Below are 14,763 nucleotides of genomic sequence, written 5' to 3'. Positions count from 1 at the left end.
CTGCCACACCGGCGTGCGCCCCGAGACACTGAGGAGCAAGGCATGAAGGTCGGCGTACCCAAGGAAGTCAAGAACCGCGAGTACCGCGTGGCTCTGACCCCCATCGGCGTGCACGAGCTGGTCCAGCACGGCCACGACGTCGTCGTCGAGAAGACCGCCGGCGAGGGGTCGCAGATCCCCGACGCGGAGTACGTCGCCGCCGGCGCCACGATGCTCGACACCGCCGACGACGTGTGGGGCAGCGCCGACATGGTCCTCAAGGTCAAGGAGCCGGTCGCCGAGGAGTACGCCCAGATGCGCGAGGGCCAGACCCTCTTCACCTACCTCCACCTCGCCGCCGACAAGCCGCTGACCGAGGAGCTGGTGCAGCGCAAGGTCACCGCCATCGCCTACGAGACGGTCCAGCTCCCCTCGGGCGGCCTGCCGCTGCTCTACCCGATGTCCGAAGTCGCCGGCTGCCTGGCCCCGCAGGTGGGCGCCCACTCGCTGATGAAGGCCAACGGCGGCCGCGGCGTCCTCATGGGCGGGGTCGGCGGCGTGGCCAACGCCAAGGTCGTCATCATCGGCGCCGGCGTCTCGGGCCAGAACGCCGCCAACATCGCGCTGGGCATGGGTGCCGACGTGACGCTGCTCGACACCGACCTCGACAAGCTGCGGATGTCGTTCTGGCGCTACAACAACCGCGTCCACGGCCTGGCCTCCTCCAAGCTCGCCATCGAGCAGCAGGTGATGGAGGCCGACATGGTGATCGGCGCGGTGCTGATCCCCGGCGCCGCGGCGCCCAAGCTGGTCAGCAACGACCTGGTGTCGCGGATGAAGCCGGGCTCGGTGCTCGTCGACATCGCCATCGACCAGGGCGGCTGCTTCGAGGACTCCCACGCCACCACGCACGACGACCCGACCTACGAGGTGCACGACTCGGTGTTCTACTGCGTGGCCAACATGCCGGGCGCGGTCCCCAACACCTCGACGTACGCCCTCACCAACGCGACGCTGCCCTACGCCGTCGCGCTCGCCGACAAGGGCTGGGAGCAGGCGCTGCGCGACGACCGCAGCCTCGCGCTGGGCCTCAACACGCACGCCGGCCAGCTCACCAACGGCCCGGTCGGCGACGCCGTCGGCATCGAGTCGGTGGGTCTCGACAGCATCCTCGGGTGAGAGGCGCTTGACTGGGCGGGTGACGCTGGGCCGCGCCGTACGCACCTACCTCGACCACCTCGCGGTCGAGCGCGGCCTCGCGGCCAACACGCTGAGCTCCTACCGCCGTGACCTGGCCCGCTACGACGAGTTCCTCACCGGCCAGGGCATCGACGACCTGGACGCGGTCACCGAGGCGACGGTGGCCGCGTTCCTGGTGAGCCTGCGCGAGGGCAGCGAGGCGCACCCGCCGCTGAGCGCGACGTCGGCGGCCCGGACGGTGGTCGCGGTGCGCGGGTTCCACAGGTTCGCGGTGTCCGACGGCCTCGCCACCGCCGACCCAGCCGCGGCGGTGAAGCCCCCGACGCCGGCCAAGCGGCTCCCGAAGGCGCTGCCGCTGTCGGACGTCGAGGCGATCCTCGAGGCCGCTGGCGCGCCCGACACGGTGCTGGCGCTGCGCGACCGTGCGCTGCTCGAGGTGCTCTACGGCACCGGTGCCCGCATCTCCGAGGCGGTCGGCCTCGACGTCGACGACCTCGACCCGGTCGACGGCACGGTGCTGCTGCGCGGCAAGGGCGGCAAGGAGCGGCTGGTGCCGGTGGGCGGCTTCGCGCGCGACGCCGTGGCGGCCTACCTCAGCCGGGCCCGCCCCGAGCTGGTCGGCACGGGCCGCGGGGGACCGGCGCTGTTCCTCAACGCACGTGGGGGCCGGCTGTCGCGTCAGAGCGCGTGGTCGGTGCTGGTGCGGACCGCCGAGCGCGCCGGGGTGACCGCCTCCGTCTCGCCGCACACCATGCGCCACTCCTTCGCCACCCACCTCCTCGACGGGGGCGCCGACGTGCGCGTCGTGCAGGAGCTGCTCGGCCACGCCTCCGTCACCACGACGCAGGTCTACACGCTGGTCACGGTCGACAACCTGCGCGAGGTGTTCGCGACGGCGCACCCGCGGGCCCGCGGATGACCATCCCGGCGCCGCGGCTGCGGCTGCTCGACGGCGTCTCGTGGGACGGCGTCGCACTGCCGGGCGACCGGGTGGGCGCGCTGCTCGCCGTGCTGGCCTCGGACCCGGCCGGGGCGTCCGACGGCCGGCTCGTCGCGGAGATCTGGCCCGACGCCGAGCCGCAGCACCCGGCCAAGGCGCTGCAGGTGCTGGTGTCACGCACCCGCTCGGCCTCCTCGGCCGACGTCATCCAGCGCGTCGACGGCGGCTACCGCCTCGGCCTGTCCGACGACGAGGTCGACGTGCGCGCCCAGGCGGCCGCCCTCGCCTCCGCGCGTACGGCGCTGGCCGCGGGGGACCCGGACACCGCCCTCCGGCTCGCGTCGGAGGCGGCGGCGGTGGCGGTCGGCGTGCCCGACGACGGCCCGCTGGCCGAGGTCCGGCTGGCCGCGGCCCAGCGGCGTACGACCGCGCGCGACGTCGTGGCGCTCGCGGCCTCCCGGCTGGGCCGGCACGCCGAGGCCCACGACGGGCTGGTGGCCGCGCACGAGCGCCGGCCCGACGACACCGACGTCCTCGTCGCCCTGCTGCGCTCGGTGGCGGCGACGGCCGGCCCCGCCGCGGCGCTCACGCGCTACGAGGACTATCGCGCGGACCTCGCCGACCGGCTGGGCGTCGACCCCGACCCGGCGCTGCAGCGCCTCCACGCCGAGCTGCTCGCGGCGGACGAGCCGGTGCGCACCGGCCTGAGGTACGACGGCGCCGGCCTGCTCGGGCGCGAGCAGGACCTCGCCAGCCTGCGGGCGGCGCTCGCGACGTCGCGGCTGGTCACCGTGCTGGGTCCCGGCGGCATCGGCAAGACCAGCATCGCCCAGGTCCTCGCCGGGGAGTCGACGCTGGCGCGGGTGCACGTGGTGGAGCTGGTCGGGGTGGGCGCCGGTGACGACGTCGTCGCGGCGGTGGGCGCCGCGCTCGGGGTCCGGGGGTCGGTCACCCCCCGGCTCGCGCTCAGCCCGGCTCAGCAGGCTGACGTCCGCGGGCGGATCGCCCAGGAGCTCGATGCCGGCCCCGCCCTTCTCGTCCTCGACAACTGCGAGCACGTCCTCGAGCCGGTCGCGGCGCTCGTCGCCTTCCTGCTGGCCACCACGCGCGACCTACGGGTGCTGGCGACCAGCCGCGCGCCGCTCAGGCTGGCGGCCGAGCGGGCGGTGCCGCTGACCCAGCTGTCGACGGTCGACGCCGAGGAGCTGTTCGTCCGCCGCGCCTCGGCGACGCGACCGGGCACGGTGCTGGACCCGGCCGCCGTGCGATCGGTCGTGCAGCGGCTCGACGGCCTCCCGCTCGCCGTCGAGCTCGCCGCGGCGCGGGTGCGCACCATGAGCGTCAGCGAGGTCGCCGCGGCCCTCGAGGACCGCTTCGCCACCCTGCGCACCCGCGACCGCAGCATGCCCGACCGGCACCGCACGCTCGAGGCGGTGATCGCGTGGTCGTGGGACCTCCTCGGCGAGCGGGAGCGCCGCGCCCTCGCGCACCTCTCGGTGTTCCAGGACGGCTTCGACCGGTCCACGGCGCTGGCCGTGCTCGGCGCCGACGGTCCCGACGTCGTGGAGGAGCTCGTCGAGCAGTCGCTCCTCGTGGTCGGCGAGGCCGGCTCCGGCGTGCGCTTCCGGGCGCTGGAGACCATCAGAGAGTTCGCCGCCGACCAGCTCGTCCGCACCGGTGAGCAGGACGCTGCCGTGGCGGCGCAGCGGCGGTGGGCGGTCGACGTGGCGGCCCGGTCGCAGGACCTGGTGCTCGCCGACGACCAGGTCGCGATGGTCGACGCACTCGTGCGGGAGCAGAACAACCTCACCGACGTGCTGCGCCACGCGCTCGACGTCGGCGACCGCGAGCTCGTCGCCCGCCTGGTGTCCCTGCTCGGGAGCCTGTGGACCGTGACCGGCGACCAGCCGAGGATCTTCGCCGTCTGCGACGCCGCGGCCGAGCTCATGGCGGGGTGGGAGGTGCCGCCGGGGCTGCACCGCTACGCCGAGGAGGCGGGCGGCGTCCTGATGATCCACCTGGGGTGGATACCCGCCGCCGACCTTTCCGGGCTCCGCGGCCTCCTGGTGCAGCGGGACACGCCCACCGGCCCGTGGGGCCTGATCGCGCACACCGTGCACGTCGTCGACACGCCGGTCGACGTCGGGACGCGGATGGCGGAGGTGGCCGCGCGGCAGGAGCGCCCGGCCATGGCCGGCGCGCTGCTGATGTGGGCGGCGATCGTCGCCGAGAACGCGGGAGACGTGGCGGCCGCGCGGTCGTACGCCACCGGCGCGCTGGCGGCGGGGCCGCTGCCGCCCTACCTCATGGCGTCCGTCCATGCCGAGCTGAGCCAGCTGTCGATGGCGGTGGGGGACCACCACGGGGCCGCCCACCACGCCGAGGTGGCGTGGCCGCTGCTCCGGCTCGTGCACTCGATGACCGACGCCTACAGCCTCCGGATGGCGACGGCCATCTCGCCCCTGCTCGACGGCGACCTCGACCGGGCCGAGCGGTTGCTGGAGGGGATCGGGCCGCCCGACGGCGAGCACTCGCAGATGGGCGCTCGGCTGACCTGGCAGGTCGCCCAGGCGGAGCTCGCGCTGGCCCGCGGCCACCACGCCGAGGCGATCCGTCGCTACGACGCCATCGTCCGGATGGTCTCCGAGAGCGAGCCCGGTGCCGCCAACCCGTGGCTGATGCTGGCCGGGTCCGCGGCCCTGGTCACCCACGCCCGCTTCGGCACCCGCGAGCAGGACCCCCGTGCCGACGAGCTGCGCGACCTCCTGGTCGGCACCGGCGCGGGCCTGCCCGACGGTGCCCTGTGGTTCACCGACCTGCCGCTCAACGGCGTGCTGATGGTGGCGCTGGCCGCCTGGATCCTGCGGTTCGGCGAGGCCGACCAGCACGAGGACGCCGCCCTGCTGCTGGCCACCGCCCACCGCTGGGCCTACAACCGCAGCATCCCCGTCATGGCGTGGGAGCCGCTCGTGGCGCTCGCGGACGCAGCGGTGCCGGGGCGGGTCGACCGGCTCCTCGAGGAGCAGGCCGACCGCCCCGGCTTCGACCTGCTTCCCGCGGCGGCGGAGGTCGTCGGCCGGCTGCGCCGCACGTGGCGGCGGCCGCCGGTCACATCTTCCGGTTGAACGCCCGCACCGACAGCGGCGCGAAGACGGCGATGATCACGCCGCACCCGAGCAGGGCCCACCCGACCGCGGCGGTGACCGCCCCCTCGTTGGCGAGGTCGCGGATGGCGGTGATCACGAGGGAGACCGGGTTGACCTCGGCGAAGGTCTGCAGCGGCTCGGGCATCGTGTCGGTCGGGACGAAGGCATTGGACAGGAACGTCAGCGGGAACATCACCAGCAGCGAGATGCCCTGCACGCCGGCGGCGTTGCGGCCCACGATGCCGAACAGCGTGAAGATCCACGCCAGCGACCACCCGGCCAGCATCGCGAGCAGCACGGCGGCGGCGACGCCCAGGACACCTCCTCCGGGTCGGTAGCCGATGGCGATGCCCACCGCGAACGTCAGCACCGAGGCGATGAAGTAGCGCAGGAGGTCGGCGACCATCGGACCGGCGAGGGGCGCGATCCGGGAGATCGGCAGCACCTTGAACCGGTCGAAGACGCCGGTGTCCATGTCCTGCCGCAGCTGGACGCCGGTCGCGACGCACGCCGTCAGCACGGTCTGGCCGATGAGGCCGGTGATGATGAGGGGCAGGTAGCTCTGCACGTCACCGGACACGGCGCCGCCGAAGATGTAGGCGAACATGGCCGTGAAGACGAGCGGCTGGATCGTGACGTCGAACATCACCTCCATGCTGCGCCGCATCTTCATGGCGGCCCGCCAGGCGAGGGTCCAGACCTGGCTGAGGGTGTCGGAGACGCTGACGTGGTCGGGACGGCCCGCCAGGTCGGCGGGGTCGGTCATCGGCACGGTGCTCATCGCGTGGCCTCCATCTGGTGGGTGCGGTCGGTGGGGGTGGTCCCGGCAGCCGGCTCCTCGTCGGAGCCGTCCGGGGCCTGGGTGTCGTGACCGGTGAGGGCCAGGAAGACCTCGTCGAGCGAGGGCTTCTGGACGGTGACCGACTCGATGGTCACGTCGCGGTCGCGGAGGGCGACCAGGACGTCGACCGACTGGTCGGTGCGGGTCAGCGGCACGTTGATCCGGCGGGCCTCCGGGGTGAGGACGGCCTCCTCGCCGAGGAGGCGGCGGACCTCCTCCACGACCAGCGGGAGGTCCCCGGGGTCGGCCAGCTGCAGCTGGAGGGTGGACTGCCCAACCGATGACTTCAGCTCGTCGGCGGTGCCCTCGGCGACCTTGCGGCCGCGGTCGATCACCGCGATGCGGTCGGCGAGCTGGTCGGCCTCGTCGAGGTACTGCGTGGTGAGCAGCACGGTGCAGCCGGTGCGGACGAGGTCGCGGATGGTGTCCCACATCTGGCCGCGGGTCCGCGGGTCCAGGCCCGTGGTCGGCTCGTCGAGGAAGATCAGCGGCGGCCGGGTCAGGAGGCTGACGGCGAGGTCGAGCCGGCGCCGCATGCCGCCGGAGAACGCCGAGATCGGCTTCTTCGCGGCCTCGGTCAGGTCGAACTGCTCGAGCAGCTCGGCCCCGCGGGTCCGGGACTCGGTGCGCCCGAGCCCCTGCAGCCGGGCGAAGAGCCAGAGGTTCTCCGTGGCGGTCAGGTTCTCGTCGACGGAGGCGTACTGCCCGGTGACGCCGAGGAGGCGGCGTACGGCGTGGGGCTCGGCGCTGACGTCGCGGCCGAAGACGGTCGCCTCGCCCTCGTCGATGCGGAGGAGGGTCGCGAGCATCTGCAGCATCGTGGTCTTGCCGGCCCCGTTGGGGCCGAGGACGCCGAAGACCTCGCCGCGGTGGACCTGCAGGTCGATGCCGTCGACGGCGCGCTGGTCGCCGAACCGCTTGACGAGCCCGGAGGCGCTGACGGCCAGCTCGGGTCCGGATCCGGGGCTGTGCCCAAGGTGGTGTGTGGTCATGACCCGAACACTGCGCCTGCGCGGTTTCACCCCGGTTGCGCGCCGGGTCGGGCGGTGAAACCGGCGGGTGGTTGGATCGACGCATGTCCGATCCCGCCCGCCTCGACACCCGGGTCCCTGCGGGCGCCGACCCGGACGCGGTCTACGACGCCTTCACCGGGTGGGTGGCCGACCGCGGGCTCGAGCTCTACCCCCACCAGGACGAGGCGGTCATCGAGCTGCTCGGCGGCAACCACGTGGTCCTGGCCACCCCCACGGGTTCCGGGAAGTCGATGGTGGCGATCGGCGCCCACGTCGCTGCGCTCGCCCGCGACGAGGTCAGCTTCTACACCGCGCCGATCAAGGCGCTGGTCAGCGAGAAGTTCTTCTCCCTCATCGAGGTCTTCGGGGCCGACAACGTCGGCATGCTCACCGGCGACGCGGCGGTCAACCCCGACGCCCCCATCATCTGCTGCACCGCGGAGGTGCTGGCCAACATCGCGCTGCGCGAGGGCCGCGGCGCCGACGTGGGCCTCGTCGTGATGGACGAGTTCCACTTCTACTCCGAGCACGACCGCGGGTGGGCCTGGCAGGTCCCGCTGCTCGAGCTGGTCGACGCGCAGTTCCTGCTGATGTCGGCGACGCTCGGCGACGTCTCGTTCTTCGTCGAGGACCTGCGGCGCCGCACGGGTCGCGAGACCGCGGTCGTCGACGACGCCGAGCGGCCGGTGCCGCTGAGCTTCCGCTGGTCGATGGAGCCGCTGGACGACACGCTCGAGGAGCTGGTGAGCACCGGCCAGGACCCGGTCTACGTCGTCCACTTCACGCAGGCGGCGGCCGTCGAGCACGCGACCAACCTGCTGCGCCACCCGCCGAAGAAGGTCGACAAGGACGCGATCGCCGAGCGCATCGGCGCCTTCCGGTTCGGCGCCGGCTTCGGCAAGACGCTGTCGCGGCTGGTGCGCAACGGCATCGGCGTGCACCACGCCGGGATGCTGCCGAAGTACCGCCGGCTCGTCGAGACGCTGGCGCAGTCGGGGCTGCTGCGGGTCATCTGCGGCACCGACACCCTCGGCGTGGGCATCAACGTGCCCATCCGCACGGTGCTCTTCACCGGGCTGGCGAAGTTCGACGGCAACCGGCAGCGGGTGCTCCGCACGCGGGAGTTCCAGCAGATCGCCGGCCGCGCGGGCCGGGCCGGCTACGACACGGCCGGCTACGTCGTCGTGCAGGCGCCGGAGCACGTGATCGAGAACGAGCAGGCCAAGGCCAAGTCGGCCGCGCGGCAGGCGGCGGGGAAGAAGAAGTCCAAGGCGCAGCTCAAGAAGGCGCCCGAGGGCACCGTGGTGTGGACCGAGCAGACCTTCGACAAGCTCGTCGCGGGCGTGCCCGAGCGGCTGACGAGCCGGATGAAGGTCGACAACGCGATGCTCGTCAACGTCGTGTCCCGCGAGGAGGACGCGTTCGGTGTCCTGCGCCGGCTGCTGACCGACAACCACGAGGACCGGCGCGGGCAGCTCCGGCTGGCGCGGCGGGCGCTGCGGCTGGCCCGCTCGCTGCTGCGGACCGGGATCGTGACCCGCCTGCCCGAGGTCGACGAGCACGGTCGCCGCTTCGTGCTGACCGTCGACCTGCCCGTCGACTTCGCGCTCAACCAGCCGCTGGCGCACTTCGCCCTGGCCGCCTTCGACGTGCTCGACCCGGAGTCGGAGACCTACGGCCTCGACGTCGTCTCGGTCGTGGAGGCGGTGCTGGAGGCGCCGCGGCAGATCCTCATGGCCCAGCAGCACGCCGCGCGCGGTGAGGCGATCGGGGAGATGAAGGCCGACGGCCTGGAGTACGACGAGCGGATGGCCCTGCTCGACGAGGTCACCTGGCCCCAGCCGCTGCGCGAGCTGCTCGAGGCGCTCTACCGGACCTACCAGCAGACGCACCCCTGGCTGCGCGACGACGCGCTCGGCCCCAAGTCGGTCGTGCGCGAGATGTGGGAGAACGGGATGGGGTTCACCGACTTCGTCGGCCGCTACCAGCTGGCCCGCTCGGAGGGCCTGGTGCTGCGCTACCTCACCGACGCCTACCGGACCCTGCGCCAGACCGTGCCCGAGACGCACCGCTCACCCGAGGTCGAGGACGTCATCGAGTGGCTGGGGGAGACGGTGCGCCAGACCGACTCCTCGCTCCTCGACGAGTGGGAGGCCCTGTCCGACCCGGACCACGCCTCCACGGCGGTGGCCCACCATGAGCCGCCGCCGCCACCCCGGCCGCTGTCCAGGCAGGAGCGACCGTTCCGGGTGATGCTCCGCAACGCCATGTGGGCCCGGGTCGACGCGGTCGCGCGCGACGACCTCGACGGGCTCGTACGCCTCGAGCGTGCCGCCGCCGACCGGACCGACCCGCCGCGGCAGGTGGTCGTGGGCCGCTCGGTCTGGGACGCCGCACTCGAGGACTACTACGCCGAGCACGACTCGGTGCTCACCGACGGCGACGCCCGGGGTCCCGACCTGCTGGTCGTCGGTGACGAGCGGACCGGGGAGCCGGTCGGTGCCGAGGAGGGCACGACCGCCCGGCTGCGTGACCTGCGCCAGACGATCCACGACCCGGAGGGCCACCACGACTGGGTGATCGACGCCGTCGTCGACTGCGACGCCACCGACTCAGCCGGTGAGCTGGTGCTCGCCACGACGGCGATGAGACGGCTCGGCGACACCTGAACCGGCCGTCCCGGGAGTGCACAGGGTTGTGCACAGCCGGCCGCTGCCTGTGCAGGGGACCGGGGCCCGGTGCACAGATCGAGGACCGGCCCTGTGGGACTGGCGTCCCGTGTTGTGGGTTGCTCCGGGGCGGTCCTACAGTCGCGCGACGCCGTTCTCGGAACTGTCGACGTGTCGACAAAGATCGGGCCCCCCGGCGTGGTCCAATCGAAGCCCAGGACGAAGTCGAGGAGTGGACATGAGCGGTGCGGGGTTCCCCGGTTCGAACGCGGGCAGCAGTGCCTCCGAGATGCCGCCGCTCGTCCGACCTCCCCAACCCCAGCCACCCGCCCAGTCGCGTCCTTCCCCCCGAGACGAGCACACCGTGACCCAGCCCCTGCCCTTCGAACGCCCCGTCGTCGCGCCTGCCGCGCAGGCGACGGTCGAGTCCCCGGCGGAGGTGACGATCGGCCCGACGGGACGCCCGATGCCGGTCTTCCCGGAGCCCGCGGCGGTGACCGAGCACGGCGGCGCCCGCGTCATCTCGATGTGCAACCAGAAGGGCGGGGTCGGCAAGACCACCACCACCATCAACCTGGGTGCCTCCCTCGCCGAGACCGGCCGCCGGGTGCTGCTCGTCGACTTCGACCCGCAGGGCTCGCTGTCGGTGGGGCTCGGGCTCAACCCGCACGAGATGGACCTGACCATCTACAACCTCCTGATGGACCGCGAGACGACGCTCGACGACGTCGTGGTCCCCTCGGGCATCGAGGGCATGGACCTGCTGCCCTCCAACATCGACCTGTCGGCCGCCGAGGTGCAGCTCGTGCACGAGGTGGCGCGTGAGCAGACCCTCCAGCGGGTCCTGGCCCCCGCGCTGGCCGACTACGACATCATCCTGATCGACTGCCAGCCCTCGCTCGGCCTGCTCACCGTCAACGCGCTCACGGCCTCCGACGGCGTGATCGTCCCGCTGGAGTGCGAGTACTTCGCGCTGCGCGGCGTGGCGCTGCTCAAGACCACGATCGACAAGGTCCGCGAGCGGCTCAACCCCAAGCTGGAGATCGACGGGGTCCTCGGCACGATGTTCGACGGGCGCACGCTCCACAGCCGCGAGGTCATGGAGCGGCTCGTCTCGGCGTGGGGGGACAAGGTGTTCCACACCGTCATCCGCCGGACGGTGAAGTTCTCCGACGCCACGGTCGCCGGCGAGCCGATCACCTCGTACGCCTCGTCGTCGACCGGCGCCGACGCCTACCGCCAGCTCGCGAGGGAGGTGCTGACCCGGTGGCCCGCCGAGTGAGCATGCCGGCCGCGGACGACCTGTTCCGGCTGACGACCGACCCGACCACGGGCGCGCAGCCGGCACCCGAGCAGCGGCCGCGCCGCGTCCGCGCGGTCGCCGACGACGCCGAGGTCGCGGTCGAGGTGGTGGAGCCCACCGGGCCCAAGCGGCCCAGCGGGCGGGTGCGCCACGACGAGAAGATGACCGTCTACGTGACCGCCGACGAGCTGCTCGACATCGAGCACGCCCGGCTGACCCTGCGTCGCCACGGCCTCGCCGTGGACCGCGGCCGCCTGGTGCGGGAGGCGCTCGCGCTCGTGCTCGCCGACCTCGAGACCCAGGGCGCCGACAGCGCCCTGGTCCAGCGACTGCTGGACGAGTGAGCGCCACGCCCGAGCTGGCCAGCAGCCCCGGTCCGGACCTCGCCACCGGTGCCGGGCTCGAGCCGGGCGGCGAGACGCCGGCCTTCGCCGTACGCCTCGACAACTTCGAGGGGCCGTTCGACCTGCTGCTCGGGCTGATCGCCAAGCACAAGCTCGACATCACCGAGGTCGCGCTGTCGCAGGTCACCGACGAGTTCATCGCCCACGTGAAGAACCTGGGCGGCGCCTGGGACCTCGAGCAGACCACGTCGTTCCTGGTCGTCGCCGCCACGCTGCTCGACCTCAAAGCGGCGCGGCTGCTGCCGCAGGGCGACGTCGAGGACGAGGAGGACCTGGCGCTGCTCGAGGCCCGCGACCTGCTCTTCGCCCGGCTCATGCAGTATCGCGCGTTCAAGCAGGTCGCCTCGGTCATGGAGGAGCGCCTGGCCGCGGAGTCGCGGAGCCACCCTCGCGCGGTCGGTCTGGAGGAGCGCTTCGCCACCCTCCTGCCCGAGGTGCTCATCGGGATGGGGCTCGACGAGTTCGCCCGGCTCGCGGCACGCGCGCTCGAGCCCAAGCCGGTCCTCGAGGTGTCGCTGCAGCACATCCACGCCGCCAAGGTCAGCGTCCGCGAGCAGGGCCAGATCGTGGTGGACCGGCTGCGCCGCAGCGGCACCATGACCTTCCGGGCGCTGTGCGGCGACTCGCCCGACCGGCTCACGACCGTGGCGCGGTTCCTCTCCCTCCTCGAGCTGTTCCGCGAGGGAGCGGTGTCGTTCGACCAGGTGACCCCCCTCGGCGAGCTCACCGTCCGCTGGACCGGCGACGAGGACGGCGACGTCGAGATCACCGACGAGTTCGACGGGGCGCCCGACGCGGACGAGGATGTCCCCCTGCCGCCCGCACCCGCGACCGGCGCAGCAGACGACCAGCAGGAGGACCAGTGAGCGAGGCCGAGGTGACGACGGACCAACCGTCCGACCAGCCGGTCACCGAGGACGCCGTCGACACGCTCGCGGTGGCGGTCGCCGAGCTGCGGCCGGCGCTCGAGGCGATCCTCATGGTCTCCGACGAGCCGCTGGGCACCGTCCGGCTCGCGTCCGTCGTCGGCCACCCGGTCACCGACGTGGAGCAGGCGCTCGTGCAGCTGGCCGCGGAGTACGCCGAGCAGGGCCGCGGCTTCGACCTGCGGTCCGTGGCCGGCGGCTGGCGCTTCTACTCGCGACCGGAGTTCGCCGGCGTGGTGGAGTCGTTCGTCCTCGAGGGACAGCAGGCCCGGCTCACCCAGGCCGCGCTGGAGACACTGTCGGTCGTGGCCTACAAGCAGCCCGTCTCCCGCGCGCGCGTCTCCGCCATCCGCGGCGTGAGCGTCGACGGCGTGATGCGGACCCTGCTGTCCCGCGGACTCGTCGAGGAGGCGGGCCACGACGAGCAGAGCGGTGCCCACCTCTACCGCACCACCTCCTACTTCCTCGAGCGCATCGGGATCACCTCGCTCGACGAGCTGCCCGAGCTCGCGCCGTACCTGCCCGACATGGACGACCTCGAGGACGAGCTGGCCAGCGTCGCCGGGCTCGACGAGCCGACTCCCGAGCCCGCCGCCGCTCCTGAGGTCCCCGTCCACCACCCCCACAGCTCGCCGCACAGCGGTGCCGGCACCGAGCCCGACGGCGGGACCGAGGTCACGTGAAGCCCCACGACGCACCCGACAACGACCAGCCGTCCTCGCAGCGGCCGGCGACCGACGAGGACGGCCTGATCCGGCTGCAGAAGCTGCTCGCGCAGTCGGGGGTGGCCAGCCGCCGCAAGTGCGAGGAGCTGATGCTCGACGGGCTCGTCGAGGTGGACGGCGAGGTCGTCACCCGTCTGGGGACGAAGGTGGACCCGCGGACGGCGGTGATCCGCGTCGAGGGCAAGCGGCTGCCGCCGATCAGCGACAAGGTCTACCTCGTCCTCAACAAGCCCCGCGGCGTCGTGTCCACCATGAGCGACCCCGAGGGGCGTCGCTCGCTCGGCGACCTCGTCGCCGAGCGTCCCGAGCGTCTCTTCCACGTCGGACGGCTCGACACCGACACCGAGGGCCTCATCATCCTCACCAACGACGGGGACTTCGCCCAGCGCCTGGCCCACCCCTCGCACGAGGTCGACAAGACCTACGTCGCCGAGGTCGAGGGCGAGGTGCACCTGCGCACCATCCGCCGGCTGCTCGCGGGCGTGGAGCTCGACGACGGCCCGGTGACGGTGACCGAGGCGCGGGTGCTGGGCGGCGACCCCCGCCGCGAGGGCGGCAACCGCTCGCTCGTCGAGCTCACCATCCACGAGGGCCGCAACCGCATCGTGCGCCGGCTGCTCGACCACGTCGGACACCCCGTCCGCCGCCTGACCCGCACCTCGATCGGGCCGGTCACGCTGGCCAGGCTCCGGTCCGGCGACATGCGGGAGCTGACGGTGGCCGAGCTCGGCGAGCTGATGGACAGCGCCGAGCTCTGAGCGGGCGTACGGTGGCGCCATGGCCACCGTGCACCCCGCGCTGGCGCCCTACGTCCGCTCGCTGGTGGCGTACGACGTCGCCTTCGACGGCTCGGGGATCCACATCGGGATGCCGTCGACCGAGCTGACGTGGGTGCTGCCGCTCGACGAGCCGCTCGCGGTGTCGTGGGACGCCGCCCCGGAGACCCGGACCTCCGGCTGGACGTCGGTGTCGGGGCTCCACACGCGCGCCGCGGCCGTGCACCACGGTGTGCGGCAGCGCGGCATCCAGCTCGCGCTCACGCCGGCCGGAGCCCGGGCGCTGTGGGGAGTGCCCGCCGCGGCGCTCGCGGGGCAGTTGGCCGAGCTGCCCGACGTCGACCCCGGGTTCGGCGACCTCCCTACCCAGCTGGGGGAGCGGACCACGTGGCGCGCACGGCTCGACCTGCTGGAGGGGGCGCTGCTGCAGGCGCTGCGCCGCCACGAGCGGCCCGCGCCCCGGCCCGAGGTGGCCCGCGCGATGGCCCTGCTGACCCGCGGCACACCCGTCGCGGACACGGCCGCGGAGGTCGGCTACAGCCGCCGGCGGCTGTCCACCCTGGTCCGCGACGAGCTCGGCGTGGCCCCCAAGGTCTACCAGCGGCTGGCCAGGTTCGGCGGTGCCCACGCGCGGATGCGGGACGCGGCGCTCACCGGAGGGGTGTCGGTGGCCGCGGTGGCGGCGGCGTCCGGCTACGCCGACCAGGCACACCTGGCGCGGGAGTGGGCCGAGCTCGCGGGGTGCAGCCCGACGGAGTGGGTGCGGCGGGAGTTCCCGAACGTCCAAGCCACCGACCGCCGGGCCGAGCGAGGCTGAGGGCCACCACCCCGACGAGGAGGA

At 73.4% G+C, this 14,763-nt stretch carries 12 protein-coding genes; 10 read left to right on the top strand and 2 right to left on the bottom strand.

Going from position 1 to position 14,763, the window contains the following annotated elements; translation table 11 throughout:
- The first annotated feature begins 42 nt into the window (after window positions 1-42).
- Genes ald through SHK17_RS11290 form a run of 3 tightly spaced genes read left to right on the top strand, consistent with a single transcriptional unit; the run spans window position 43 to window position 5,244 of the window.
- Entirely contained in the window at window positions 43-1,158 is a 1,116-nt protein-coding gene (ald, locus tag SHK17_RS11300; RefSeq protein ID WP_322919263.1) for an alanine dehydrogenase, read from the top strand.
- Window positions 1,159-1,177: 19 nt separating this feature from the next.
- Window positions 1,178-2,098, top strand: a complete 921-nt coding sequence (xerD, locus tag SHK17_RS11295; RefSeq protein WP_322919262.1) for a site-specific tyrosine recombinase XerD — start codon at window positions 1,178-1,180, stop codon at window positions 2,096-2,098.
- Window positions 2,095-5,244 carry an ATP-binding protein gene (locus tag SHK17_RS11290; protein WP_322919261.1) on the top strand — a complete coding sequence of 1,050 codons (3,150 nt, stop codon included), beginning with the start codon at window positions 2,095-2,097 and terminating at the stop codon, window positions 5,242-5,244. The genes xerD and SHK17_RS11290 overlap by 4 nt, the downstream gene beginning before the upstream one ends.
- Here the strand turns inward: SHK17_RS11290 and SHK17_RS11285 are convergent.
- The gene (locus SHK17_RS11285; RefSeq protein ID WP_172271776.1) at window positions 5,228-6,046 is read right to left on the bottom strand and encodes an ABC transporter permease; all 819 of its coding nucleotides are present in this window, start codon (window positions 6,044-6,046) and stop codon (window positions 5,228-5,230) included. The genes SHK17_RS11290 and SHK17_RS11285 overlap by 17 nt on opposite strands.
- The gene (locus SHK17_RS11280; RefSeq protein WP_172271778.1) at window positions 6,043-7,098 is read right to left on the bottom strand and encodes an ATP-binding cassette domain-containing protein; all 1,056 of its coding nucleotides are present in this window, start codon (window positions 7,096-7,098) and stop codon (window positions 6,043-6,045) included. Before SHK17_RS11280 ends, SHK17_RS11285 begins: the two co-directional genes overlap by 4 nt.
- 83 nt (window positions 7,099-7,181) lie before the next feature.
- Here SHK17_RS11280 and SHK17_RS11275 point away from each other — a divergent pair, with 83 nt between their 5' ends.
- The 7 genes from SHK17_RS11275 to SHK17_RS11245 all read left to right on the top strand — a co-directional run bounded on the left by SHK17_RS11275 (window position 7,182) and on the right by SHK17_RS11245 (window position 14,739).
- A complete protein-coding gene (locus SHK17_RS11275) occupies window positions 7,182-9,788 on the top strand; it encodes a DEAD/DEAH box helicase (RefSeq protein WP_322919260.1) in 2,607 nt (868 codons plus the stop codon).
- A gap of 289 nt (window positions 9,789-10,077) precedes the next feature.
- Complete coding sequence (locus SHK17_RS11270) at window positions 10,078-11,070, top strand: ParA family protein (protein WP_405030413.1); 993 nt, start codon at window positions 10,078-10,080, stop codon at window positions 11,068-11,070.
- Window positions 11,055-11,435 (top strand): hypothetical protein, encoded by a 381-nt coding sequence (locus tag SHK17_RS11265; protein ID WP_322919259.1) that lies wholly within the window; start codon window positions 11,055-11,057, stop codon window positions 11,433-11,435. The genes SHK17_RS11270 and SHK17_RS11265 overlap by 16 nt, the downstream gene beginning before the upstream one ends.
- Window positions 11,432-12,361 (top strand): segregation and condensation protein A, encoded by a 930-nt coding sequence (locus SHK17_RS11260; protein WP_322919258.1) that lies wholly within the window; start codon window positions 11,432-11,434, stop codon window positions 12,359-12,361. The genes SHK17_RS11265 and SHK17_RS11260 overlap by 4 nt, the downstream gene beginning before the upstream one ends.
- On the top strand, window positions 12,358-13,104 hold the full coding sequence (gene scpB, locus SHK17_RS11255) for an SMC-Scp complex subunit ScpB (RefSeq protein ID WP_322919257.1): 747 nt from the start codon (window positions 12,358-12,360) through the stop codon (window positions 13,102-13,104). The genes SHK17_RS11260 and scpB overlap by 4 nt, the downstream gene beginning before the upstream one ends.
- Window positions 13,101-13,904: a pseudouridine synthase gene (locus SHK17_RS11250; RefSeq protein ID WP_322919256.1), complete on the top strand. Its 804-nt coding sequence runs from the start codon at window positions 13,101-13,103 to the stop codon at window positions 13,902-13,904. The genes scpB and SHK17_RS11250 overlap by 4 nt, the downstream gene beginning before the upstream one ends.
- Before the next feature lie 19 nt (window positions 13,905-13,923).
- The gene (locus SHK17_RS11245) at window positions 13,924-14,739 is read left to right on the top strand and encodes a helix-turn-helix domain-containing protein (protein ID WP_322919255.1); all 816 of its coding nucleotides are present in this window, start codon (window positions 13,924-13,926) and stop codon (window positions 14,737-14,739) included.
- Window positions 14,740-14,763: the final 24 nt, after the last annotated feature.

This window comes from Nocardioides renjunii, assembly GCF_034661175.1.
GTDB lineage: Bacteria > Actinomycetota > Actinomycetes > Propionibacteriales > Nocardioidaceae > Nocardioides > Nocardioides renjunii.
Note: the sequence above shows the minus strand (reverse complement) of the source record. Positions and strands in the feature narration are given on the sequence as shown.